Origin of the sequence: Methylorubrum aminovorans (genome assembly GCF_022179725.1) — a bacterium.
GTDB classification, from domain to species: Bacteria; Pseudomonadota; Alphaproteobacteria; order Rhizobiales; family Beijerinckiaceae; genus Methylobacterium; species Methylobacterium aminovorans.
In genome coordinates this window covers 76681-100111 of sequence record NZ_BPRC01000011.1, presented here as the reverse complement: position 1 = coordinate 100111, position 23431 = coordinate 76681, and the positions used below count along the sequence as shown (strand labels likewise).

Here is a 23431-nt window from a genome sequence, read left to right as displayed (position 1 = left end):
TTCACCGCGCGGCCAGCGCCGCCGCGAGCCCATCGGGAAACAGGGCGACGCCGTCCGGCAGGGCGGCCGGGGCGAGCCAGCGCGCGGTGCAGGCCGTGCCGTCGTCCTCGCTGAAACGGATCACGTCGCGGTCGTAGAGGGCCGCGTCGTGCAGGCGGATGTCGGCGGCGAAGACGATCTCGTGGCCGAGCGCGCCCTCGTGACGGTAGATGTTCTCGAACACCGTCCAGGGGCCGGCGATCGAGATGCCGCAGCCCAGTTCCTCCGAAAACTCCCGTTCCAGGGCCTGCTCGCGGGTTTCGCCGAAGGCGACGCTGCCGCCCGGCGGACGCACACCCTTGATCCGGCCGCTATCGTCGAGGACCTCGACCGCCAGCAGCGCATCCCCGCGCCAAGCCAGCCCGATCACCTTGACGCGGATGGCTTGAGGCGGGCGCCAGGTGGTCATGATCGTTCAATCCCTTCCATGCGACGTCCGCTCGATTCCTTCGGTCCCGCGATCGTCATTGCTTCGCTGCCGCTCGCGATGACGGGTGAGGTCAACGCGAAGCGAGCAGCTGGAGACGGTGTCACTCTGCCCTGGTCGCGAGCGGATGCGGACGGGGCACGCTACGCACCCGGCTCCCACGCCGCGGCCTCGGCCAGGGCGTGCCGGAACGTTGCCCATTCCCTCGCATCGATCGCAAGCGTCACCGCCGGCGGGCGCGGCAGCACCAGGGCGGCGGCGAGATTGCCGGCCGCGAGGCTCAGGCCCTGATATTGCGCGAAGTTCGCGAAGGTGGCGCCGAGGCCCGTCGCCTTCGCCTCGACGCCTCCGACGGCGAGAAGGTCGAGCGGCACGGTGAGGCCGCAGCGCAGGGCCTTGGACAGGGCTTCCTTCAGGCACCAGAGCCGCGTCAGCCGCTCGGCCTCCGGCACCGCGAGATGGGCGGCGAGGAGGCGCCGCTCGGCCGCATGGGTCTGGCTGGTCAGAAGCGCGACGTTGGCCGGCCGGATCCGCTCCAGATCGATTCCCATCGGGCAGGCCTCGGGAAAGGCGACGGCCACCGCGACCGGGCCGGCATGGGACAGGCTGATGCCGAGATTCTGTTCCGAACTCGCGCCGGACAGGACCGGCTGCTCCAGCACGCCGGGCCGAATCGCCAGGGCCCGCGGATCGAGATCGGGCCGGAGCGCGGCAAGCGCGCATTTGGCGGCGTAGCGCCCGATCAGCAGGCCGTGGCGGCGCCGGGCGTGGAGACGGTCGGTGAGAAGCGCCTCCTCGTCCGCGTGCAGAAAGCCGGCGCGATGGGCGTCCAGCCAGTCGAGCGGGGCGCAGGCGAGGGCGAGCGCGGCCTGCATCGGGCCGGTCCGGGGCGCGTCGAGGCCGAGGCGCAGGCTCCGCACCAGCGGGCGGGCGGCCTCCGGTCCTGCCGCGCTTTCGGCACTTTCCTCGCCCGTCATGGCTGCCCGTCCGCCTCGCTCGCCTCAGCCAAGAAGGAAACGCGCCATTTCCGCAATGCGAAAGGTGGGGCTCTTCGCCCTCGTCCTGAGCGGCCTGCTGTGCGGCTCGGGGCCCGCGGCGGCCGAAGACCCGCTGACACGGATCGCCGCCGCCGTGGAGCGGGCCTACCGCCCGCTGCTGAAGGAATACGACGTGCCCGGCCTCGCCGTCGCCGTAACGCGGAGCGGGCACTCCGCGGTCTTCACCTTCGGCCTCGCCGACCGGGAGCGGCAGCGGCCGGTGACGCGGGACACGCTGTTCGAGATCGGCTCGGTCAGCAAGACGTTGACCGCGACGCTTGCCGCTTACGCGCAGGCGCTCGGCCGGCTCTCGCTCGCTGACGCGCCGAGCCGGTTCCTGCCGCCGCTGCGGGGCAGCGCCCTCGACCGCGTCAGCCTGCTCGATCTCGGCACCTACACCGCGGGCGGCCTGCCGCTGCAATTCCCCGGCGGCGTCACCGACGCGGCGGCGATGATCGCCTATTTCCGCGAGTGGCGGCCCTCCGCGCCGCCCGGAACGCAGCGGCTCTACTCCAACCCGAGCCTCGGCCTGTTCGGAGCCGCCACCGCGGCGGCCATGGGTGGTGACTTCGCCGACCTGATGGAGACCCGGCTGTTTCCGGGGCTCGGCCTTGCGCACAGCTTCATCCGCGTGCCGGCCTCGGAGATGGAACGCTACGCCTGGGGCTACGGCCGGAATGACAGGCCGATCCGGGTCAGTCGGGGCGTGCTCGATGCCGAGGCCTACGGCGTCAAATCCAGCGCCGCCGACATGATCCGCTTCGTCGAGGCCCATCTTCTCGATCCGGGCCGCCTCGACCCGCCGCTACGGCGGGCGGTCGAAGGCACCGGTGTCGGGTATTCCCGGACCGGGGAGATGGTGCAGGCGCTCGGCTGGGAACTCTTGCCCTATCCGCTCACGCTCGAGCGCCTTCAGGCCGCCAATGCCGATTCCGTGCGGTTCGAGGCGCAGCCCGCCGCGCGGCTCGATCCGCCGCAAGCGCCGAAGGGCGCCACGCTGTTCAACAAGACCGGCTCCACCAACGGCTTCGGCGCCTATGTCGCCTTCGTGCCCGCAAAGCGCATCGGTCTCGTCATGCTCGCCAACCGCGCCTTTCCGATCCCGGCCCGCATCGCGGCGGCGCATGCCGTGCTGGAGGCGCTGGCGGACGAGGCGCCTTGAGCCCGCTCAGCGTTCCTTGTCGTAGCGGAAGGCGTGCGGCACGCGCGGCATGCCGATGGCCTCGTAATAATCCTCGATGCCGGGCGCGGCGGTGAGCAGCAGGGAGGTCTCGGGCCCGGCCGCCGCCCGCGTCTCCGCGATGAGCCGGCGGCCGATGCCGAGACCCTGGCAGTCGCGGGCGACCGCGAGATCGGAGAGATAGGCGCAGAAGGCAAAGTCGGTCAGCGTGCGCGCCACACCGACGAGACGCCCGTCGCGTCGGGCGGTGACGATCAGGTCGGAGCCCCTGAGCATCCGGTCGAGCCGCTCAAGATATTCGGCCGGCCGCCGCGGCGCGAGGCCGGATTCGACGAGGACACCCTGAAAGGTCTCCGCGTCGAGATCCGGCTCAAGCCCGTAGACGATGGGGCCGCTCACGGAAGGCTCACGCCTCGGTGGCGAAGCGGCCGTGGCAGTGCTTGTACTTCTTGCCCGAGCCGCAGGGGCAGGGCTCGTTGCGGCCGACCCGGCCCCAGGTGGAGGGGTCGTCGGACTTGCGCTCCAGCACTGCCGTATCCGCCGAGAGGTCGCGCGCGGCAAAGCCGTAGGCGCCGCCCGCTCCGCCCTCGCTGCCGCCATAGGCGAACTCGTTCTCGCCGGTGGTCGGGTCGCGATGCTCGGCGAACATCGGCGGAAGCTGCGGCTCACCGAGACCTGCCCCCTCGAAGCCGGCACCGGGGAAATCCTCGGGCTGCTGCTGCATGATCTCGACATGGGCGAGTTGCGCCGTCACCTGCTCGCGCAGGGCCGCCACGAGGCCGTTGAACAGCTCGAACGCCTCCGACTTGTACTCGTTGAGCGGGTCGCGCTGGGCGAAGCCGCGCCAGCCGACCACCTGACGCAGGTGGTCGAGGGAGACGAGGTGCTCGCGCCACAGGTGGTCGAACACCTGCAGCACCACCTGCTTCTCGACATAGGCCATCACCTCCGCGCCGTTGCGCTCGACGCGGGCGGCGTAGGATTCGTCGGAGGCCTTGCGCAGGCGCTCGCGGATCTCCTCGTCGGCGATGCCCTCTTCCTTGACCCATTCCTCGACCGGAAGATCGAGGTTGAGCACGTCGAGGGCGCGCTGCTTCAGCCCTTCCGCGTCCCACTGCTCGGCATAGGCGTTCTCGGGGATGTGGACGGCGACGAGGTCGTCGATCACGCCGTGGCGCATCTCGTCGATGGTGTCGCGCACGCTGTCCTGACCCATCAGATCGCGGCGTTGCTCGAACACGACCTTGCGCTGGTCGTTCATCACGTTGTCGTACTTGAGCACGTTCTTTCGCATGTCGAAGTTGCGCGCTTCGACCTTCTGCTGCGCCTTCTCGATCGCCTTGTTGATCCAGGGATGGATGATCGCCTCGCCCTGCTCCAGGCCGAGCCGCTGCAGCATTCCGTCCATGCGGTCGGACCCGAAGATGCGCATCAGGTCGTCCTTGAGGGACAGGTAGAACTTCGAGCGGCCCGGATCGCCCTGGCGGCCGGAACGGCCGCGCAGCTGGTTGTCGATGCGCCGCGACTCGTGGCGCTCGGTGCCGATGATGTAGAGCCCGCCCGGCAGGTCCTTCTTGCGGCCGGCCTCCGGGTCGGCCTTCTCGCCGGACGCCAGCACCTTGGCGCGGTTCTCGGCGATCTCACTTTTAAGCGCCTCAATCGCGGCATCGCGCTCCGGCCCCTCGGCGAGGTGACCGAGTTCCTTCTCGATGCGCATTTCGAGGTTGCCGCCGAGTTTGATGTCGGTGCCGCGGCCGGCCATGTTGGTGGCGATGGTGATGGCGCCCGGCACGCCGGCTTCCGCCACGATATAGGCTTCCTGCTCGTGGAAGCGGGCGTTGAGCACGGCGAAGCGCTTCGTCACCCGGTTCTCACGGGCGGCCTTGTAGACGTCGGTCAGCGCGTTCGGGTCGGAATAGTCGAGCAGCGTGTAGCCGGCCTTCTTCAGGAGTTCGCCGATCAGCTCCGACTTCTCGATCGAGCCGGTGCCGACCAGCACCGGCTGCAGGCGGCTATGCGCCTTGTCGATCTCCTTGATGATGGCGTCGTACTTCTCCTCGACGGTGCGGTAGACCTCGTCGTCCTCGTCGACGCGCTCGATCTCCTTGTTGGTCGGGATGTCGACCACGTCGAGCTTGTAGATTTCGGCGAACTCGTCGGCTTCCGTCGACGCCGTGCCGGTCATGCCGGCGAGCTTCTTGTAAAGGCGGAAGTAGTTCTGGAAGGTGATCGAGGCGAGCGTCTGGTTCTCGGGCTGGATCGTCACCCGCTCCTTGGCCTCGAGCGCTTGGTGCAAGCCTTCCGAGTAGCGCCGGCCCTGCATCATGCGGCCGGTGAACTCGTCGATGATGACGACCTCGTCGTTCTTGACGATGTAATCCTTGTCCAGCGTGAACAGGGTGTGGGCACGAAGCGCCTGGTTCACGTGGTGGACGAGGGTGACGTTGTGGGCGTCGTAGAGGTCGCCCTCCTTGAGGATGCCCTCCGCCCGCAGCTCCTCCTCGATGAACTCGTTGCCGGCCTCCGTCAGCGAAACCTGACGCTGCTTCTCGTCGAGATCGTAATGCTCGGGCGCCAGCCGCGGCATGATCGTGTCGACGGCAACGTAGAGTTCCGAGCGGTCGTCCACCGGCCCCGAGATGATGAGCGGCGTGCGCGCCTCGTCGATGAGGATCGAGTCGACCTCGTCGACGATGGCGAAGTGGTGCCCCCGCTGCGTCATCTGCGAGAGCTCGTACTTCATGTTGTCACGAAGGTAGTCGAAGCCGAACTCGTTGTTGGTGCCGTAGGTGATGTCGCAGGCATAGGCCTCCTTGCGCTGCCCATCGTCGAGCCCGTGCACGATGGTGCCGACGGTCAGCCCCAGGAAGCGGTAGACCCGGCCCATCCACTCGGCGTCGCGGGAGGCGAGGTAGTCGTTGACGGTGACGACGTGGACGCCCTTGCCCTCGAGCGCGTTGAGGTAGACCGGGAGTGTCGCGACCAGCGTCTTGCCCTCGCCGGTCTTCATCTCCGAGATGCCGCTCTCGTGCAGCACCATGCCGCCGATCATCTGCACGTCGAAATGGCGCTGGCCGAGCACGCGCTTGGCCGCCTCGCGCACGGTGGCGAAGGCGGGCACCAGCAGGTCGTCGAGGCGGGTGCCGGCGGCGAGCTGATCGCGGAAGGCTTGCGTGCGGGCGCGCAGCTGCTCATCGGACAGGGCGCTGATTTCCGGTTCGAGCGCGTTGATGGCCGCGACGCGCGGGCGAAAACCCTTGACGCGGCGGTCGTTGGACGAGCCGAAAATCTTCTTGGCGAGGGCACCGAGCATCGTGAACCTGCGGTCGTGAGGTCGTCGCGGGCGGCATTTTCAGGGGCCGCCGGCCTGTCATGGGGCGGGCTTATAGAGGTAAATATCCGCAGGCGCATCCGGTAGTGCCGGACCGGACAACCGAGCGGTGGCCCGGCCCTGCTTTTTGGCTGGCTGCAACCGCCGGCGCCCGCCGCCGCAGGTTCAGGCTTTCGCTCCGCGCGGCGCTCTTCGCGCGCGAGCGTCACCGGCCGGCGGTCACGAGCGCGCGGGGCGATCAAGGCCACGCTTGCCTTTGCCCCGAAGAGATTCCACCTGTGTCCGCGCTTCGCGGCACCTGCCGCATCCCGACGAGCCCCGCGGGACGAAGCCGGACGGCGTAAAGACCGGCCCGGCGGGGACGACGCCCAAGGAACGACGCTTCCGATGCCGATTCCGTTCTCCCTCCGGCGCGCGAGCGCCCTCGCGCTGATCCTCGCCGCGCCGTGCCTGTCCGGCGTCGCCCTCGCCCAGACGCCCGCCCCGAAAGCGGCGACGCCGGCGCCCGCGGCAACCTCGCCCGACACGGTGGTGGCGCGGGTCAACGGGCAGCCGATCACCGGTGCCGACCTCGCGCTCGCGGGCGAGGATCCGGCCCTGTCGCTGCCCGGCGTCGACGAGAGCGCCAAGCAGAACCTGCTGGTCGATTACATGATCGATCTGAAGGTCGGCGCGCAGGCGGCCGAGGCCGCCAAGGTCGGCGACGCGCCTGAGTTCAAGCGCAAGCTCGCCTACTTCCGCGACAAGCTCCTGCTCGACGACTACCTCGAGCGCGAGGCCAAGAAGGCGGTGACGCCCGAGGCCGCCAAGGCGCTCTACGACCAGACCGTGAAGTCGATGAAGCCCGAGGAGGAGGTGCGAGCCCGCCACATCCTCGTCGAGAGCGAGGACGAGGCCAAGGCGATCGCTGCCCGCATCAAGGGCGGCGAGGATTTCGCCAAGATCGCGGGCGAGGTGTCGAAAGATCCCGGCTCCAAGACGGAAGGGGGCGATCTCGGCTGGTTCACCCAGGAGCGGATGGTGAAGCCGTTCGCGGACGCCGCCTTCAAGATGGCGCCGGGCCAGGTCTCCGACCCGGTCAAGACCCAGTTCGGCTGGCACGTGCTGCGCGTCGAGGAGAAGCGGACGAAGCCGGTGCCGACTTTCGACGAGATGAAGGAGCAGATCGACCAGTACCTCACCCGCAAGGCGCAGCAGGACACCATCGTCAAGCTGCGCGAGGCGGCCAAGGTCGAGCGCTCGGGCAGCAACGCCCCGGCCGCGGGCGAGACCAAGAAGCCGTAAGGCAAGTGGGTGTAGGAATGGCGGAGAGAGCCGGCGCTTCGGCATGCGCCGGCCGCATGTCGGACTTTCGGTATCTGGTATACCAAGATCCAGGGTGCGGTGCGATATAGACTTTATCGCATCGCACCAAAGGACGTGCCCGCCATGATCGCCCTTATCGTTCTCGCCGCTGCCATCGCCAACGTGACCCTGGTCGTGATGCTGGCCGAGCGCTTCGGCTCCGAGGGTGGCATGCATGTCTCCGCCGGCGAGATGACCAGCATCCAGGCGACCCACCGCGCTCCGGCCACCGCCGTCCGGCTGGCCAACGAGAACACCATCGTCGGCGCGACCAAGATCGCCGCCTGACCTCTTTCCCCTTCGGACGATCAGAACCGCCCCCGCGCCACCCGGCCGGGGGCGGCTTCGTTTTAAACGCCGTGCGATCGGGCGCGTCTCTTCGAACCGAGATCAACCGACGCGATCCGACAGGAGCTGTTGCGGGCGGGAAGCCGTGATCGGATCGCCGCTTTCAGTCGACACTCGGCCTCGCGCTGATCCCGGCCGTCAGGGGCTTCGGTGTCGCCTAAGCGAAGGTCGGCTCAGGCCGGACCATAGGTTCCGCCTCGCCCGAAAAGGCGGTGCCACAGGCCGTGGGCAATGGCTGACTTGTCGATGTCGTCGATATCCTGCGAGTACTGGCCCGTGTAGAGTCTGACGATCATCGCGTCGCGGCGTTCGCCTGCGAGAGCGTAGGAGAAGCGGAGGCAGGCCGGTTTGCGACGCCGGCCGGGCGTCACGTCCTCGACCGTGGCGTCAAGGTGGGGGAAGTGCTCCATCTCGATCCGGATCCGGTCACCGGGGCGCAGGCCGGGATCTGTCGGGAACGACGCGACACCCCGGTCGAGCGACAGGCTGACGATCCGCGCATCCAGGGTCCGGTCCGCGACGACGATTCGGGCCGGCTCGTCGGTCGCGAAACTGTCGAGGAGCGGGCGCGACTTCTCGAAACAGATCAGGGCCGCCACCAGCAGAACGAGGATGTTGAGGGCCGCCCAGTAGGCCGAGACGAGCGAGAACTCGCCCTCGCCGATGCGCGACCATTCCGGCACGATGTTGATGACGAGGCCGAGCGCCGTGACGGCGATCCAGAAGGCGATCGAGAAGAAGGTGTAGGCGTCGAAGGCGTTCTCCTCGTTGCCGCTGCCCTTCGGCGTCACGCGAAACGGCACGCCGAACGGCTTGATCACGCTGGAGATCACCACGGGGAGCATGCGGAAGGTCGCGAAGGTGCCCACCGCACTCGATACCAGCGGCAGGTAGCGCGTCGGCGTCAGCCATCCCATCAGCAGGAAGTAGGCCGTGAGCACGGGCAGCTGATAGAAGACGATGTCCTGCGAGCCGGTGAAGTAGAGTGGTGCCGCGCCGGTCCAGAGGTAGACGGCCGGGACCACGAGAATCACGAACCGCGTCGTGTATTGCATCAGCCACGACAGCGGCAGGAACATCGCCCGCTGGAACAGGTTCAGGCCCGGCCCGCGCAGGGGGCCGTTATGCAGGTAGATCGTCTGGATGCCGCCGCGGCACCAGCGGCCCCGCTGAACGAAGTATCCCTTCAGGTTCTCCGCCGCGAGGCCCATCGACAGGCGCTCGTTGAGGTAGCGGGTCTTGTAGCCCTTGTTGAGCATGGCCAGCGTCGTGAGCAGATCCTCGGTGATCGAGTCGTGGGGAAACCCGCCGATCACGTCGAGCGCGGCGCGCCGGGCGATCGAGCAGGAGCCGCAGCAGAAGCTCACGTCCCAGGCATCGCGGCTCGCGGCCATCTCGTCGAAGAACAGCCGCTGCTCGTCGGGCCAGACCTTTTCGAGCGAGAGATTCGACTGGACCGGATCCTTGTTGAAGAAGTGCTGCGGGGTCTGAACGATGCCGATCGTCGGGTCGGTGAAGAAGGGCAGCGTGCGGCGCAGGAAGTTGCGGTAGGGCACGAAATCGGCGTCGAAGATCGCGACGAAATCGCCCGTGGAGACCTTGAGGCCGTTGTTCATGTTGCCGGCCTTGGCGTGGGAATTGTCCGGCCGGGTGACGTGGATCGCGCCCTTCTCCTCGCAATACGTCTTCAGCCAATCGCGCCGCTTGTCGTCGAGGACGTAGACCTTGAACTTGTCCCGCGGGTAATCGAGTGCGAGCGCTCCGACGATGGTCCGTTCCAGAACGTCGAGCGGCTCGTTGTAGGTCGGGATGAAGACGTCGACCGTCGGCAATTCCGATTCCGGACGCGCGAAAAAGGCCTGCTCCAGCCGGCTCGCCTCGGCACTCCGATCGACCGAGCGGCTCATCACCACGAGGAAGAGCAGGATGTCGGCGAAGGCGCCGAGTTCCACGCAGAACACCGCCCAAGTCCAGATGAAGGCAAAGCTGCCGTCGGCGGGATGCGGCAGCACGGTGTGAAAGAAGCGCCAGAGGAGATAACGCACCGCCACCGCGAGAACGAAGGCGCAGGCGATGCTCCGTGCCCAGGTCTTCTGCCGCGGCCAGTTCGTCGCGAAGATGTAGAAGAAAGCTCCGACGAGGCAGGTCGGCGCGAGAGGAGCGAGGTCCAGCTCTAGGAGATACTGAACCACAGGCTCTTCACCCAATTGACGAATGGAAGGGTGGCCGCGGACCGCGCGAACCGGACTTGGACGGTGCGTCCGACATGGCAGAAGTTCTCGTAGTCGGTCTGCATCGCGTTCTGATCGAGGATGAGCCGGACGCGGGCATTCTTGCCCTTGCTTCTCGGCGGGACGGCTGCGAGCGTCACCTCCTCCACCGCCGCACTCGACCCGCGCACGGAGTTCACGCGTCCGGCGATCACGTCCGAGGTTCCGAGAAGGCGCACTTCCGCGGGATCGCCCGGTTTGATCTGGTCGTAATCGACCTCGTCGAGCAGGATGTCGACGAACAGGTCCCGGCAGTCGAGCAGGCGGGTCAGCTCGTTGCCGACGACCACGTTCGAGCCGCCGACGACGTTGTTGCGCCAGATCACGCCGCGAAACGGGAGCCGGATGGAGGCGCTCGACAGCCTGTCGTTGCGGGCGCGCTCGATCAGAAGCTGCTTTTCCAGGAGCTGCACCCGCGCCCGTTCGATCTTGGCCTGCGCCTCGACGTTGGCGAGCTGGATCGCCACCTCGTCGCCCCGTTGCTGCGAGTACGGAACATCGTTGCGGCCCTCGCCCACGAAGGTGCCGCGCTTCAGGGCGTCGAGCTGCTGATGCAGGCGGTCGAGTTCGGCCTTGGCGATCGTGCCCTCGTTGCCTGAGGCGACCGCCGCAGCCCTCGCCGCCTCGACCGAGCTGTTGGCGACCACGCCGGTCGCACCGAGCGTCTGCTTGCGGCTGAGGTCGGCCTCGGCGGAGACACGGTTGGCCTGAGCCGTGCTGATCCGCTGCTGGCGGATGATGATCTCCTGCTGGATGCTCTGCAGGCTCGCCTTCTGATAGTCGCCGAGGCGCCCGGCGAGCTCCTTCTTGAGGGCGGTGAGCTGACCGATTTGCCCCTCCAGGGCCTTCAGGCGCTCGCGCGCCGCACCGAGATCCGCATCGAGCTGCGCCTCCGCCGTGCGGGCGATGCGATCGTTCGTGATCTGGAAGATCTCCGCATCCTCGGGAAGCGCCGTCCCCACCTTGGGGGGCGTATCGGACACGACCCCCTCGATCGGTGCCGACAGCACGGCGAAGCGCGCGTTCACGGTGCCATCGAGGCTAGTATAACCCGTGAGTCCCGGCAGCATCACGACGATGGCTGTGGCTAGAAGTGCCAGACCAACAAGAATGCGAACAGCACGCGTGTTCCAAAACATGCCACATCATCCTGAAACGGCGTCGCGGCGCCTTGTTGGCTCAGGCATTTAGCTCAAGCAAGTGAAATGAGTTGCTTCATGATTAACCGCGAAAACGCTTGGAATGCCATGGCGGATCCTTGGAATCGCACGATGGTTGCATTTTTCTTAACGATGTTGCTGCGTTTTTACGGGTGAAGGCGCGACCTCCGGCGCTGGCCGCCGGAGGGCCTTGTTCGAGCGCGCTCTGCCGGACCGGCGGGCACGGACGGTTGCCTGTCGCGATCTATCCAGGATCTTGCGATGCTCCGCTCAGCGGCTCCCTCAGCCGCGAGGGAGAGGACCCGCTTCCGGCCTGTTCGGTCCACCCGAAGGCCCGGATCGGATGGCCCGCAAGGGGGACTCCGGCGGTCCAAGCAGGTTCCGAAGCGGGCCCCTGCATCGTCGCGAAGAGATGGGTTCAGCCCTAACGCAGCCGCCAGTCGATCGGCGCGCGACCCTGCGCTTCGAGCCACGCATTCGCCCGGTCGAACGGGCGCGATCCCGGAAAATCCCGCGCGCGGTTGAGCGGCGAGGGGTGGCCCGAGGCGACGATGCCGTGGCGGCGCGTGTCGATCAGCCCCTCGCGGGCGCGGGCCTGGGCGCCCCAGAGCAGGAACACCGCCGGCTCGGCGCGGGCGGAGACGGCGGCCACCGCCTCGTCGGTGAGCTGCGCCCAGCCGAGTCGCAGATGCGCCCCGGATTTGCCGGCCTCCGTCGTGAGCGCCGAATTCAGGAGCAGCACGCCGCGTTCCGCCCAGGGCGTGAGGTCGCCGCTGGAGAGGTCGGGCGTCTTCCCCTCGGGGACCAGTTCGGCCAGGATCACCTTGAGCGAGGCCGGCAGGCGGCGCGGGCCGACATAGGAGAAGGCGAGCCCGTTGGCGTCGCCCGGCGTCGGATAGGGGTCCTGGCCGAGGATCACCGCTTTCACCGCGGGCAGGGGCGTCAGCGTCAGCGCCCGGAAGATCGCCGCGGGCTCCGGCAGAACCGTCGCCCCGGTGGCGACGCGGGCATCGACCTTTTGCGCGACCCGGTCCGCCGCGCCCTCTCGGAAGAACGGCAGGTCGAGCCAGGGGGAGCCGCTGGCGCGGAACGCTTCGAGCGCGGCTTCGACGGGTCCGGTCACGCGAAATCCCCTATGGCAGAACCCGAATCCGTCCCCCGGTCTCGGCCGGGAGCGGTGCGTGGGCGCGGATATAGGCCATCACCGTGTTCGCCAGCAGGGTCCCATCGGTGCCACCGATCAGGACGCGGCCCTTGGCCAGCATCCCGTAATCGTTGCCGCCGCCCAGCATGAAATCGTTGGCCGCCACGCGGTAGGTGCGGGCCTCGTCGAGGGACGCCCCGCCCACCGTCGCCGAGACGACGCGCCGGCCGGGCGGAGCCTTCGGGTCCAGGGTCACGTCGATCCCCGAGACCTGCAGGAACCGGCCCGAGGTGCGGCCGAGATCGCGATACCCGTTTTCCAGGGCTTCCCGCAGGGTCGCCCCGTCGATCGCCACGAGCACGGTGGTGTTGCCGAAGGGTAGTTCGCTGAGAATGTCGCGCCGGGTGAGGCTTGCGCCGGCCGGATAGAGCCGATCGCCGCGGATGCCGCCCCCGTTCATCAGGCCGATCTCGGCGCCCGTGCCCGCCCGCACCGCGTCGGCGACGAGATCGCCGAAGCTCGCCTCCCGCGCCCGCACCGTGGCGATGCGGCTGTCGAGCGGCCCCTCCGTCGTGCCGAGCACGACGTCGAGCTCCCGCGACAGCTCGCCCGCGAGCCGCCGCACCACGGCCTCCGTCTCCGGATCGGAGGTCACCTCGGCGGTGTCGTGGATGCGGAAGGCGGCGCGCCAGCGCACCGATCCGTCGGCTCGCGGCGTGACGAAGACGTCGATGGCCGTGACGTAGTGGGCGTCGTGGCTCGATTCGACCAGCACCGCCTGCCCGTCGTCGCGGACGCAGAGGTCGTGGTCGTGGCCCGAGAGCAGGATGTCGACGAGGCGCGCCCGCACGATCGCGTCGTCGGTCACCCGCGCCGTGTGGGCGATGCCGACGATCATCTGCGCGCCGGTCTTGCGCAAGGTGTCCGCCTCGCGGGCCAGCGTCTCGATCTCGGGGCCGAAACGCAGATTTCCCGATTGCGATTTTTCCGGCGTCGATTGCAGGGCGATGCCCACGAGGCCGACGCGGATGCCGCCGAGTTCGATCAGCCGCGCATCCTCGAGACCGGGCAGTCGTTCGCCGTCCGGCCCGCGCAGGTTGGCGGCGAGGAACGGGAAGCGGGCTTCGTTCCGGCGCTCGGCGAAGACGGCTGGCCCGAAATCGAACTCGTGGTTTCCCGGCACGAACACGTCGGGCGGCGCCAGGTTCAGGAGTTCGACGATATGCGCGCCCCGGTCGAAGCCCGACATCAGCGAGGGCGAGAAGCTGTCACCGGCATGGGCGTAGAGCAGCGGCACGCCGCGGGCGCGCTCGGCCCTCACCACCGCGTTGAGCCGGGCGAAGCCGCCGCGCCCCTCCACCGCCTCCATCGCGTAGATGTCGTTGACGAGGAGCAGGGTGAAGGTCGGCGTGCCCGCGAGCGCCGCCCCGGTGCCGGCTGCAAAGACGCTGGCGCCGAGCCCGGCGACGGTCTGCCGACGGGTCGGGCGCATCACCGGCTCAGCGCTTGGCGACCCCGTCTTTGGCCATCCCGTCCCGCACCGCCTTGGCGTTGCGCCGCAGCGCCGGCCAGATCCAGGCGCCCGAGGCGAAGTAGAGCCCCGCCGACATCGGCTTCAGATCGACGGCGAGCCGGTCGGCGAGCCCCGGATTCGTCAGCGGCACGGCGGGCGCGTCGGTCTTGCGGTAGACCACCGTGGTGTCCTCGCGCCAGTACTCGGTATGCGGCACGAGGCCGGCGCGGCGGGCGAGAAGGTCGAAGGTTTCGCGCACGTAGCCGTGGACATGAGCGAAGTGGAAGCGCTCGTGCGGCGGCTTGCCGGTGGCAGCCATATTCGGCACCGCGGCGTAGAGGATGCCGTCGGGCTTCAGCCAGCGGGCCAGCCGCTCCATCGTCTCGGCCGGGTTGCGCAGGTGCTCGAGCACGTGGTGCGTCGAGATCACGTCGAAATGGCCGGCGGGGAAGCGGTTCGGATCCTCGGCCTCGTCGAGCACCTCGACGCCGTGATGGGTCCGGGCATAGGTCGCGTAGTCGCGGCCCGGCTCGACGCCGATCACCTCGCAGCCGCGGCTCTTGGCTTCCGCCAGGAACTCGCCCGACCCTGAGCCGAAATCGAGCAGTTGCGCGCCCGCCTTCAGCTTCGGCGCCAGCAGGTCGGCGCGGAACTTCGCCTCGCGGGCGGAGCGGTTGAGGTGGTGGCGCGGCGGGCCGCCGGCAAAGGCGAGCTGGTAATCGGCGCGGTAGGCGCTCGCGTAATACTCGGCCAGCTCGTCCGGCGTCGGCATCGGGTCGGTGCGGATCAGGCCGCACTGGGTGCAGGCGATCGAGCGCAGGGTCTTGAGCCGCCGGTCGGTCTCGGCCACGGTGACGGCGTCGCGGCATCCGCACAGGTTGCACGCGGCCGGCGCCCCCTCGTAGGGGTAGCCGGTAAACGGCACGAAGTGCTTCAGGAAGTAGCGGGGGGACGGCATGTCGCGCTGGCCTCCGGAGCGATTTCGGGCAAAGGGTTTGCGCAAGATAAAGGCCGGACGCTCCGAGCGGAACTTCGGAGAATCTTGGCCTTGGAAAGCCGCCTGCTCTAGATCGAACGGCCGGCCCGCACAACCGGATCGCTTGCCGCATTGAGGCCGCGTTGAGGAAGGCGGGACGCCCGTGACCGGAAATCCGATGAACGAACGCGTCGAACCCGAAACCCTTCTGCGCAACCCCGTGCGGGTCGCGCCCACCGCGCTGCCGCCCGATCACCCGGCGGTGAAGACCGGCCGCGTCGGCGTGCTCTTGATGAATCTCGGCACCCCCGAGGGCACGAGCTACTGGCCGATGCGCCGCTATCTCAAGGAATTCCTCTCCGACCGCCGGGTGATCGAGGTGCCGCGGCTGATCTGGTGGCCGCTCCTCAACCTCATCATCCTGACCAAGCGGCCGGGGCCGAAGGGCCGCGACTACGCCAGCATCTGGAACAACGAGCGCGACGAGGGTCCGCTCAAGACCATCACCCGCGGCCAGTGCGAGAAGCTGCAGGCGGCGATGGGCGATTCCGTCGTGGTCGATTGGGCGATGCGCTACGGCAAGCCCGAGGTGAGCCTTCGCATCCAGGCGCTGCTGGACCAGGGCTGCGACCGAATCCTGCTCGTGCCGCTCTATCCGCAATACGCGGCCGCGACCTCGGCCACTGCCTGCGACCAGGCCTTCAAGGCGCTGATGCAGATGCGATGGCAGCCGACGGTGCGGGTCTCGCCGCCCTATCACGACGACCCCGTCTACATCCAAGCCATGGCGGATTCGATCCGCGAGGGGCTGGCCAAGCTGGACTTCGAGCCGGAGGTGATCCTGACCTCCTTCCACGGCGTGCCGAAGAGCTACCTGCTCAAGGGCGATCCCTACCATTGTCAGTGCCTCAAGACCGGCCGGCTGATCCGCGAGGCGATGGGCTACACCCCCGAGCAGATGCGGGTGACGTTCCAGTCGCGCTTCGGCAACGAGGAATGGCTCAAGCCCTATACCGACGAGACCGTGCAGGCGCTGGCGAAATCCGGCGTCAAGCGCATGGCGATCGTGGCGCCGGGCTTCACTGCCGACTGCCTGGAGACGCTGGAGGAACTCGACGGCGAGAACCGCCACTATTTCGAGGAGAACGGCGGCGAGAAATATGCCTTCATCCCCTGCCTCAACGATTCCGACCTCGGCATGCGGGTGATCGAGCACGTTGTGCGGCGGGAATTGCAGGGCTGGATCTGAGCGTTTCCGGCTCAGAAGCCTGCATCCTGATTGACGCGGCCGCGGCGCCGGCCGCTCGCAATCCGCGTCGTCATTCCGGGGCCGCGCGGCGGAACCCGGAATCCATCCGTGATGCGCGGCCGAGCCATGGCGTCGAGGCTGGTCGTGGCCTGCACGTCTCCGGCGCGGGCCTTCGGGTCCGGGTCCGCCGACCAGCGGCTCGGAATGATGAGTGAGAGGGGACTTCGCCCCATCTTGCCACCGCTCCGGGAAACGGGACCCTCTCAATCCGCTCAACCATGGCCCTAACGTTGCCTTGCGCCCCCCTGGATCGCATGCTAGGCGACAGCCGCGCCGCGGGGAGACCGTTCAAGGCCTTCCGAGCCCGGTGCAATTCCAATCCCCACGGACTTTGAGCCACCGCCGGATCGGGCGGGCGAGAAGGACCGGCGGGCAAGGATAAGAGAGAGCGACGGGTGGCGCAGAACGGTTCCGAGGGTCCCCTGCTGGCTGGTGTGGCGGGCCGCTATGCTTTGGCCCTGTACGAGCTGGCCCGCGACGAGGGTCAGGTCGACGACGTTGCCAAGAACCTCGATGCGTTCGACGCGCTCTATCGCGAGAGCGCGGATCTCCGCCGCCTCGTGAAGAGCCCGGCCTACTCGACCTCGGAGCAGACGGCTGCCGTCGGCGCCCTGCTTGAGCGAGCGGGCATCTCGGGGCTGGCCGCCAACTTCATCAAGCTCGCGGCCGCCAATCGCCGCCTCTTCGCCCTGCCGGGCATGATCCGCGCCTATCGTGAGCAGGTGCGCGAGGCCAAGGGCATCGTCCGTGCCGAGGTCCGCGTCGCGGAAAAGCCCTCCGACGCCGTGATCGAGGAGATCAAGGCCTCGCTGCGCGACGTCGCCAAGTCCGAGGTCGATCTCGACCTCCACATCGACCCGAGCCTGATCGGCGGCATCGTCGTCAAGATCGGCTCGCGCATGGTCGATGCCTCGCTCCGGACCAAGCTCAACAGCATCCGTCTCGCCATGCGGGAAGCCCGCTGAGGGGCCTGACCCCTCGCGACCGACCCGACACCCGAACAGACACGCACCCGACCTTTAAAGAGGCCCGACGATGGACATCCGCGCCGCCGAGATCTCCGCGATCCTGAAAGAGCAGATCAAGAATTTCGGCCAGGAGGCCGAGGTGACGGAAGTCGGGCAGGTGCTCGCCGTCGGCGACGGCATCGCCCGCGTCTACGGACTCGACAACGTCCAGGCCGGTGAGATGGTCGAGTTCGAGTCGGGCGTGCGCGGCATGGCCCTCAACCTCGAGCAGGACAATGTCGGCGTCGTGATCTTCGGCTCCGACCGCGAGATCAAGGAAGGCCAGACCGTCAAGCGCACCGGCGCCATCGTGGACGTGCCGGTCGGCAAGGGCCTGCTCGGCCGCGTGGTCGACGGCCTCGGCAACCCGATCGACGGTAAGGGCCCGATCCAGTCGACCGAGCGCCGCCGCGTCGACGTGAAGGCGCCGGGCATCATCCCGCGCAAGTCCGTGCACGAGCCGATGGCCACCGGCCTCAAGGCGATCGATGCCCTGATCCCCGTCGGCCGCGGCCAGCGCGAGCTGATCATCGGCGACCGCCAGACCGGCAAGACCGCGATCGCGCTCGACACCATCCTCAACCAGAAGCCGGCCCATTCGGGCACCGACGAGAACGCCAAGCTCTACTGCGTCTACGTCGCCATCGGCCAGAAGCGCTCCACCGTCGCCCAGTTCGTGAAGGTCCTCGAGGACCAGGGCGCGATGGAATACTCCATCGTCATCGCCGCCACCGCCTCGGACGCCGCGCCGATGCAGTTCATCGCGCCGTTCGCCGGCTGCGCCATGGGCGAGTATTTCCGCGACAACGGCATGCACGCCGTGATCGTGTATGACGACCTCTCCAAGCAGGCGGTGGCCTACCGCCAGATGTCGCTGCTCCTGCGCCGCCCGCCGGGCCGCGAGGCCTATCCGGGCGACGTGTTCTACCTCCACTCGCGCCTGCTCGAGCGCGCCGCCAAGATGGGCGACGCCGCCGGCAAGGGCTCGCTGACCGCGCTGCCCGTGATCGAGACCCAGGCCAACGACGTCTCGGCCTACATCCCGACCAACGTGATCTCGATCACCGATGGCCAGATCTTCCTTGAGACCGACCTGTTCTACCAGGGCGTCCGCCCGGCGGTGAACGTCGGCCTCTCGGTCTCGCGCGTCGGCTCCTCGGCCCAGACCAAGGCGATGAAAAAGGTCGCCGGCAAGATCAAGGGCGAGCTGGCGCAGTACCGCGAGATGGCGGCCTTCGCCCAGTTCGGCTCCGACCTCGACGCCTCGACCCAGCGCCTGCTGAATCGCGGCGCCCGCCTGACCGAGCTCCTGAAGCAGCCGCAATTCTCGCCGCTGAAGATGGAAGAGCAGGTCGCGGTGATCTACGCCGGCGTCAACGGCTACCTCGACAAGCTGCCGGTCGCGAAGGTCCGTCCCTTCGAGGACCAGCTCCTGAGCACGCTCCGCTCGAAGCATCAGGACTGGCTCGATTCGGTGCGCGACTCCAAGGACCTGTCGGACGCCAATGCCAACACGCTCAAGGGCGTGATCGAGAACATCGCCAAGTCGTTCGCGTAAGGCGGTCGATCGGAGCGCATTCCGACGACGTGGCCGCCGGTTCGGCGTCAGAATGCGCGTCAAAACAAAGGGCTAGAGCCCTCGGCATGATGCGATCAGGCCGGGGGCTCTAGAAGAGCAACGCCAGACGGCCGCTTTCCGGGAAGCGGCCGTCGCCGAGACGTCCGCGAGCGATCTGGAAATCCGCCGATGCCGAGTTTGAAGGATCTGCGCAACCGCATCACCTCGGTGAAGGCGACGCAGAAGATCACCAAGGCGATGCAGATGGTCGCCGCCGCCAAGCTGCGGCGCGCCCAGAACGCCGCCGAGAACGGCCGCCCCTACGCCGAGAAGATGGCTCTGGTGCTCGGCAACCTCGCCGGCAACCTGATCGGCGGCGTCGGCGCTCCGCGCCTGCTCTCCGGCACGGGCCAGGACCGGGTCCACCTGCTCGTCGTCTGCACCGGCGACCGGGGCCTCGCCGGCGCGTTCAACTCGTCGATCGCGCGTCTGGCCCGTGACCACGCCAACCGGCTCATGGCCGAGGGCAAGACCGTGAAGATCATCACGGTCGGCAAGAAGGGCCTCGACATCCTGCGCCGCCAGTTCCGCGACCAGATCATCGCCTCGCGCGACATCCGCGGCAACAAGCCGGTCGACTATCCCTTCGCCGCCGAGATCGCTGACGACATCCTCAATCGCTTCGAGGCCGGCGAGTTCGACGTGGCGACCCTGTTCTACTCCGAGTTCCGTTCGGTGATCTCGCAGATCCCGACGGCGCAGCGGATCATCCCGGCCGAGCTACCGCAGACCGACGCGGCCGCCGCCAAGGCCGCCGGATCGGACGCGGCGATGGAGTTCGAGCCGAACGAGGAGACCATCCTCGAGACGCTGCTGCCGAAGAACCTCACCGTCCAGGTCTTCCGGGCGCTCCTGGAAAACGCCGCCTCGGAGCAGGGCGCGCGCATGAGCGCCATGGATTCCGCGACCCGCAACGCGGGCGAGATGATCAAGAAGCAGACGCTGGTCTACAACCGCACGCGTCAGGCCATGATCACCAAGGAACTCATCGAGATCATTTCGGGCGCGGAAGCGCTCTGACCGCCGCATAAGAGGAATCATCGCAATGGCGAACACCGCTTCCCCCACGGCCTCCAACTCCAAGGGCCGCATCACCCAGGTCATCGGCCCCGTGGTCGACGTGCAGTTCGACGGCTACCTGCCGGAGATCCTGAACGCGCTCGAGACCAAGAACCAGGGCAACCGCCTCGTGCTCGAGGTGGCGCAGCAGCTCGGCGAGAACACGGTTCGCTGCATCGCCATGGACACCTCGGAAGGCCTCGTGCGCGGCCAGGAGGTCTCCGACACCGGCGCGCCGATCCGGGTGCCGGTCGGCCACAACACGCTCGGCCGCATCATGAACGTCATCGGCGAGCCGATCGACGAGGCCGGCCCGATCGTGTCCGATACCCTGCGCGCCATCCACCAGCCGGCGCCGTCCTACGACGAGCAGTCGACCGAGGCGCAGATCCTCGTCACCGGCATCAAGGTGGTGGACCTGCTCGCCCCCTACGCCAAGGGCGGCAAGATCGGCCTGTTCGGCGGCGCGGGCGTCGGCAAGACCGTGCTGATCATGGAGCTGATCAACAACATCGCGAAGGCCCACTCGGGCTACTCGGTGTTCGCCGGCGTCGGCGAGCGGACCCGTGAGGGCAACGATCTCTACCACGAGATGATCGAGTCCAACGTCAACAAGAACCCCAAGGAGAACAACGGCTCGGCCGAGGGCTCCAAGTGCGCGCTGGTCTACGGCCAGATGAACGAGTCGCCCGGCGCCCGCTCCCGCGTGGCGCTCACCGGCCTGACCATCGCCGAGCAGTTCCGCGATGAGGGCCAGGACGTGCTGTTCTTCGTCGACAACATCTTCCGCTTCACGCAGGCGGGCTCCGAGGTGTCGGCGCTTCTCGGCCGCATCCCCTCCGCTGTGGGCTACCAGCCGACGCTGGCCACCGACATGGGCGCCCTGCAGGAGCGCATCACCACCACGACCAAGGGCTCGATCACCTCGGTGCAGGCGATCTACGTGCCGGCCGACGACCTGACCGACCCGGCGCCCGCCGCCTCCTTCGCCCACCTCGACGCCACGACCGTGCTCTCCCGCTCGATCGCCGAGAAGGGCATCTACCCGGCAGTGGACCCGCTCGACTCGACCTCGCGCATGCTCTCGCCGGCGATCCTCGGTGAGGAGCACTACGACGTGGCCCGCCGCGTCCAGCAGACCCTGCAGCGCTACAAGTCGCTCCAGGACATCATCGCGATCCTGGGCATGGACGAGCTCTCGGAAGAGGACAAGCTGACCGTCGCCCGCGCCCGCAAGATCGAGCGCTTCCTCAGCCAGCCGTTCCACGTCGCCGAGGTGTTCACCGGCTCGCCGGGCAAGCTCGTCGCGCTCGAGGACACGATCAAGGGCTTCAAGGGCCTGGTCGAGGGCAAGTACGACGACCTGCCGGAGGCCGCCTTCTACATGGTCGGCTCCATCGAGGAGGCCCAGGAGAAGGCCAAGAAGCTCGCCGCCTAACAACGGCCGACGCTTCCAACCCGGTGCGCGGAACCGATCCGGTCCGCGCACCGCTCAACCTCTCGCGGACACCTGACGCATGGCCACCTTCCAGTTCGATTTCGTCGGCCCCGAGCGGACGCTGTATTCCGGTGAGGTCGAGGCGGTGCAGCTTCCCGGCGCCGAGGGCGAGATGACCGTGCTGCCGGGCCACGCCCCGGTGCTGACCGCCCTCAAGGTCGGCGTCATCACCGTCACCGAGACGGCGGGCAACGGCAAGCGCATCTACGTCCAGGGCGGCTTCGCTGATATCGGGCCGACCTCCGTGACGGTGCTCGCCGAGCGCGCCGCGCCGATCGAAGAGCTGACCCCCGCCATGCTCGACAAGGAGATCGAGGCGGCGGAGCTGGCCCGCGACGCGACCCAGGACTACGCCAAGCGCGAGGCCCTGAACGCTCAGATCGTCCAGATGCAGGAAGCCAAGCACACGCTGAGCCTCTGAGTCTTTTCGGAGTTTCGGATTTTGGAGGGCGTCGGGAAACCGGCGCCTTTTTCGTTTTCGCGGAAGACGTGCGCGCTCGCGAGGCGGTGTGCGGAAGCCATCCTGTCGCGTTTCGGGTGGATGGCCCCAGGTTTTGCCCGATCCCGTCATCGCGAGGCGGAGAGGCGCAACCAACCAGGCGGATCCCGTCTTACGGCGCCCCTGCCACCTCCAGCGCCCGCGCGATCAGCCGTTCCCGCGCCTCCGCATCCGCCGAGCAGCCGCTGGCGAGCCAGAGTTCTCGGGCCGCCCTCAGCCCTGCTCCGACCGCCCGGCCCGGCGGCACGCCGCGCGCCACGAGGTCGGCGCCCGTGACGGGGAAGAGGGGCTGCATGCCCGAGGCCTCCATCCGGTCGAGGACTTTCCGCGCCTCGGCTGTCACGAGCGGGCGCGGCTCACCGTCGAGGGCGGAGAGGAGAGTGCGCAACGGCCCGGTGCCGTGGGTCGCGACCAGGGCCGGCACCGCCTCCACCGCGATCACCGGCCGGTCGTGGAGAATCGCAAGCGCCGCGGCGTAGTCGGTGAGGCGGGCGTGCTCGGCGCGGGACAGGCGGAGGCTCTCCTGCAGCCGGTCCGCATCCTCGATCGTGCGCACGGCGAGCGCCGCGAAGCGAGCGACGGCATCGAGGCCGGGCTCGGCCGCCGCGCTGCGGGCGAAGCGGCCGAGTTCGCCGACGCTGCCGAGGATGCGCAGCAGCAGACCGGTCTCGCTGAGCGAGGCCACCGCTTCGACGGCGCGGGGGGCGAGCAGCAGCTTCAGGAACTCGGCGCGCACCCGCTCCCGCGAGAGCCGGTCCAGGCTGTCGCGGGCCGCGATCGCGGCGGCGAGGCCCTCCGGGTCCGGCGCGCCGTGTCCGTAGCGGGCATGGAAGCGGAAGAAGCGCAGGAGCCGCAAGGCGTCCTCGCGCAGACGGGTGGCGGCCTCGCCGATGAAGCGCACCCGGCCGGCTGTTAGGTCGGCCAAGCCCCCCGTCGTGTCGTGCAGGCGGCCCTGCGCGTCGAGCGAGAGCGCGTTGATGGTGAAGTCGCGCCGCTCGGCATCGCGCGAAAAATCGCGGCCGAACCGCACCACCGCGTGGCGCCCGTCGGTCTCCACATCCTCGCGCAAGGTGGTCACCTCGTGCGGCTGACCTTCGACGACGAGGGTGATCGTGCCGTGCTCGATCCCTGTCGGCACCGCCTTGATCCCAGCGGCGCGGGCGCGCGCCATCACCGCCTCGGGCAGAAGCGTGGTGGCGAGGTCGATGTCGCTGACGCTTGCGCCGAGCAGCGCGTCGCGTACGCAACCGCCGACGAGACGCGTCTCCTCCCCCGGCCCATCGAGCGCGGCGAGGCAGGCCTGCACGCCCGCCCGCGCCAGGAGGCGGGCGGGGCCGTCCGCGGCAAGGGCAGGTGGGACCGGCGAGGGGAGCGGCGGGGGCAGCGGATTGGCGCTCATCGGAAATGGCCCGGCACCAGCCGACCGTTCTCGAAGCGGGGCAACACGTAGCCATCCTGGGTGCGTTCCCCGGTCAGGCCGACCATGACCAGGGAGGCGATGACGATGAACAACCCGGCCAGGACCAGCCGAGTCCAGTGCGGCTTCCACTCCGCATGGTCGAGCGGCGAGCGCCGGGCGAACAGCAGCCACGCCGCGAAGGCGAGGAAGGGCAGGGAGAACAGGAGGATTTCCTGAAGGACGAGGCGGAGCATGGATGGCGCAATCTGCGAG

Annotated in this window: 21 protein-coding genes; 9 read left to right on the top strand and 12 right to left on the bottom strand. The window is 68.4% G+C overall.

The features are described 5' to 3' along the window. Nucleotide 1: 1 nt before the first annotated feature. Together MFF24_RS16240 and MFF24_RS16235 are read right to left on the bottom strand one after the other, a co-directional pair. Entirely contained in the window at nt 2–448 is a 447-nt protein-coding gene (locus tag MFF24_RS16240) for an NUDIX hydrolase (protein ID WP_238225602.1), read from the bottom strand. A gap of 161 nt (nt 449–609) precedes the next feature. Continuing rightward, entirely contained in the window at nt 610–1443 is an 834-nt protein-coding gene (locus MFF24_RS16235) for a 4'-phosphopantetheinyl transferase family protein (protein ID WP_238225600.1), read from the bottom strand. A gap of 55 nt (nt 1444–1498) precedes the next feature. On the opposite strand from MFF24_RS16235, the gene ampC reads away from it, so the two are divergent. Beyond that, the gene (gene ampC / locus MFF24_RS16230; protein ID WP_238225598.1) at nt 1499–2665 is read left to right on the top strand and encodes a class C beta-lactamase; all 1167 of its coding nucleotides are present in this window, start codon (nt 1499–1501) and stop codon (nt 2663–2665) included. Nucleotides 2666–2671: 6 nt separating this feature from the next. Here ampC and MFF24_RS16225 read toward each other — a convergent pair whose 3' ends face one another. After that, nucleotides 2672–3082: a GNAT family N-acetyltransferase gene (locus MFF24_RS16225; protein WP_238225596.1), complete on the bottom strand. Its 411-nt coding sequence runs from the start codon at nt 3080–3082 to the stop codon at nt 2672–2674. Nucleotides 3083–3089: 7 nt separating this feature from the next. Beyond that, nucleotides 3090–5996 (bottom strand): preprotein translocase subunit SecA, encoded by a 2907-nt coding sequence (gene secA / locus MFF24_RS16220; protein WP_238225595.1) that lies wholly within the window; start codon nt 5994–5996, stop codon nt 3090–3092. A 405-nt stretch (nt 5997–6401) separates the two neighbouring features. Here secA and MFF24_RS16215 point away from each other — a divergent pair, with 405 nt between their 5' ends. Together MFF24_RS16215 and MFF24_RS16210 are read left to right on the top strand one after the other, a co-directional pair. Then, complete coding sequence (locus MFF24_RS16215) at nt 6402–7298, top strand: peptidylprolyl isomerase (RefSeq protein WP_238225593.1); 897 nt, start codon at nt 6402–6404, stop codon at nt 7296–7298. A gap of 144 nt (nt 7299–7442) precedes the next feature. After that, nucleotides 7443–7646: a hypothetical protein gene (locus tag MFF24_RS16210; protein ID WP_238225591.1), complete on the top strand. Its 204-nt coding sequence runs from the start codon at nt 7443–7445 to the stop codon at nt 7644–7646. Nucleotides 7647–7879: 233 nt separating this feature from the next. Here the strand turns inward: MFF24_RS16210 and MFF24_RS16205 are convergent, their stop codons facing one another. The 5 genes from MFF24_RS16205 to MFF24_RS16185 form a co-directional block, all read right to left on the bottom strand. Next, nucleotides 7880–9898, bottom strand: a complete 2019-nt coding sequence (locus MFF24_RS16205) for a glycosyltransferase family 2 protein (protein ID WP_238225590.1) — start codon at nt 9896–9898, stop codon at nt 7880–7882. Beyond that, on the bottom strand, nt 9880–11115 hold the full coding sequence (locus MFF24_RS16200; protein WP_108939462.1) for an HlyD family secretion protein: 1236 nt from the start codon (nt 11113–11115) through the stop codon (nt 9880–9882). The genes MFF24_RS16205 and MFF24_RS16200 overlap by 19 nt, the downstream gene beginning before the upstream one ends. 445 nt (nt 11116–11560) lie before the next feature. Further along, complete coding sequence (locus tag MFF24_RS16195; RefSeq protein ID WP_238225588.1) at nt 11561–12259, bottom strand: uracil-DNA glycosylase; 699 nt, start codon at nt 12257–12259, stop codon at nt 11561–11563. Between the two features lie 10 nt (nt 12260–12269). Beyond that, nucleotides 12270–13772: a bifunctional metallophosphatase/5'-nucleotidase gene (locus MFF24_RS16190; protein WP_238225586.1), complete on the bottom strand. Its 1503-nt coding sequence runs from the start codon at nt 13770–13772 to the stop codon at nt 12270–12272. A gap of 7 nt (nt 13773–13779) precedes the next feature. Then, nucleotides 13780–14751 carry a class I SAM-dependent methyltransferase gene (locus tag MFF24_RS16185; protein ID WP_133087962.1) on the bottom strand — a complete coding sequence of 324 codons (972 nt, stop codon included), beginning with the start codon at nt 14749–14751 and terminating at the stop codon, nt 13780–13782. 196 nt (nt 14752–14947) lie between these two features. On the opposite strand from MFF24_RS16185, the gene hemH reads away from it, so the two are divergent. Continuing rightward, nucleotides 14948–16018, top strand: a complete 1071-nt coding sequence (gene hemH, locus MFF24_RS16180; RefSeq protein WP_133087961.1) for a ferrochelatase — start codon at nt 14948–14950, stop codon at nt 16016–16018. 11 nt (nt 16019–16029) lie between these two features. Here hemH and MFF24_RS16175 read toward each other — a convergent pair whose 3' ends face one another. After that, a complete protein-coding gene (locus MFF24_RS16175) occupies nt 16030–16251 on the bottom strand; it encodes a hypothetical protein (protein WP_238225584.1) in 222 nt (73 codons plus the stop codon). Between the two features lie 222 nt (nt 16252–16473). Between MFF24_RS16175 and MFF24_RS16170 the strand changes: the two genes are divergently transcribed. From MFF24_RS16170 to MFF24_RS16150, 5 genes are all read left to right on the top strand, one after another. Continuing rightward, nucleotides 16474–17043: a F0F1 ATP synthase subunit delta gene (locus MFF24_RS16170; RefSeq protein ID WP_238225582.1), complete on the top strand. Its 570-nt coding sequence runs from the start codon at nt 16474–16476 to the stop codon at nt 17041–17043. Nucleotides 17044–17113: 70 nt separating this feature from the next. Then, nucleotides 17114–18643 carry a F0F1 ATP synthase subunit alpha gene (atpA, locus tag MFF24_RS16165; protein WP_108939456.1) on the top strand — a complete coding sequence of 510 codons (1530 nt, stop codon included), beginning with the start codon at nt 17114–17116 and terminating at the stop codon, nt 18641–18643. 189 nt (nt 18644–18832) lie between these two features. Then, nucleotides 18833–19723, top strand: coding sequence for a F0F1 ATP synthase subunit gamma (locus MFF24_RS16160; protein WP_166058903.1), 891 nt, complete (start codon nt 18833–18835; stop codon nt 19721–19723). A 25-nt stretch (nt 19724–19748) separates the two neighbouring features. After that, a complete protein-coding gene (gene atpD / locus MFF24_RS16155) occupies nt 19749–21200 on the top strand; it encodes a F0F1 ATP synthase subunit beta (RefSeq protein ID WP_108939454.1) in 1452 nt (483 codons plus the stop codon). Nucleotides 21201–21279: 79 nt separating this feature from the next. Further along, nucleotides 21280–21681 carry a F0F1 ATP synthase subunit epsilon gene (locus tag MFF24_RS16150; protein ID WP_108939453.1) on the top strand — a complete coding sequence of 134 codons (402 nt, stop codon included), beginning with the start codon at nt 21280–21282 and terminating at the stop codon, nt 21679–21681. A gap of 190 nt (nt 21682–21871) precedes the next feature. Here MFF24_RS16150 and MFF24_RS16145 read toward each other — a convergent pair whose 3' ends face one another. Beyond that, nucleotides 21872–23158 (bottom strand): CCA tRNA nucleotidyltransferase, encoded by a 1287-nt coding sequence (locus MFF24_RS16145; protein WP_238225580.1) that lies wholly within the window; start codon nt 23156–23158, stop codon nt 21872–21874. Further along, nucleotides 23155–23412: a DUF6111 family protein gene (locus tag MFF24_RS16140; protein ID WP_108939451.1), complete on the bottom strand. Its 258-nt coding sequence runs from the start codon at nt 23410–23412 to the stop codon at nt 23155–23157. Before MFF24_RS16140 ends, MFF24_RS16145 begins: the two co-directional genes overlap by 4 nt. Between the last annotated feature and the right edge of the window lie 19 nt (nt 23413–23431).

Excerpts from the sequence above, each read along its gene's own strand:
- MFF24_RS16210 (WP_238225591.1), top strand. The coding sequence starts at position 7,443 with ATGATCGCCCTTATCGTTCTCGCCGCTGCCATCGCCAACGTGACCCTG.
- MFF24_RS16160 (WP_166058903.1), top strand. The coding sequence starts at position 18,833 with ATGCCGAGTTTGAAGGATCTGCGCAACCGCATCACCTCGGTGAAGGCG.
- secA (WP_238225595.1), bottom strand. The coding sequence starts at position 5,996 with ATGCTCGGTGCCCTCGCCAAGAAGATTTTCGGCTCGTCCAACGACCGC.
- ampC (WP_238225598.1), top strand. The coding sequence starts at position 1,499 with ATGCGAAAGGTGGGGCTCTTCGCCCTCGTCCTGAGCGGCCTGCTGTGC.
- MFF24_RS16190 (WP_238225586.1), bottom strand. The coding sequence starts at position 13,772 with ATGCGCCCGACCCGTCGGCAGACCGTCGCCGGGCTCGGCGCCAGCGTC.
- atpA (WP_108939456.1), top strand. The coding sequence starts at position 17,114 with ATGGACATCCGCGCCGCCGAGATCTCCGCGATCCTGAAAGAGCAGATC.
- MFF24_RS16240 (WP_238225602.1), bottom strand. The coding sequence starts at position 448 with ATGACCACCTGGCGCCCGCCTCAAGCCATCCGCGTCAAGGTGATCGGG.
- MFF24_RS16215 (WP_238225593.1), top strand. The coding sequence starts at position 6,402 with ATGCCGATTCCGTTCTCCCTCCGGCGCGCGAGCGCCCTCGCGCTGATC.
- MFF24_RS16200 (WP_108939462.1), bottom strand. The coding sequence starts at position 11,115 with ATGTTTTGGAACACGCGTGCTGTTCGCATTCTTGTTGGTCTGGCACTT.
- MFF24_RS16175 (WP_238225584.1), bottom strand. The coding sequence starts at position 16,251 with ATGGGGCGAAGTCCCCTCTCACTCATCATTCCGAGCCGCTGGTCGGCG.
- MFF24_RS16140 (WP_108939451.1), bottom strand. The coding sequence starts at position 23,412 with ATGCTCCGCCTCGTCCTTCAGGAAATCCTCCTGTTCTCCCTGCCCTTC.
- MFF24_RS16150 (WP_108939453.1), top strand. The coding sequence starts at position 21,280 with ATGGCCACCTTCCAGTTCGATTTCGTCGGCCCCGAGCGGACGCTGTAT.
- MFF24_RS16145 (WP_238225580.1), bottom strand. The coding sequence starts at position 23,158 with ATGAGCGCCAATCCGCTGCCCCCGCCGCTCCCCTCGCCGGTCCCACCT.
- hemH (WP_133087961.1), top strand. The coding sequence starts at position 14,948 with ATGAACGAACGCGTCGAACCCGAAACCCTTCTGCGCAACCCCGTGCGG.
- atpD (WP_108939454.1), top strand. The coding sequence starts at position 19,749 with ATGGCGAACACCGCTTCCCCCACGGCCTCCAACTCCAAGGGCCGCATC.
- MFF24_RS16185 (WP_133087962.1), bottom strand. The coding sequence starts at position 14,751 with ATGCCGTCCCCCCGCTACTTCCTGAAGCACTTCGTGCCGTTTACCGGC.
- MFF24_RS16235 (WP_238225600.1), bottom strand. The coding sequence starts at position 1,443 with ATGACGGGCGAGGAAAGTGCCGAAAGCGCGGCAGGACCGGAGGCCGCC.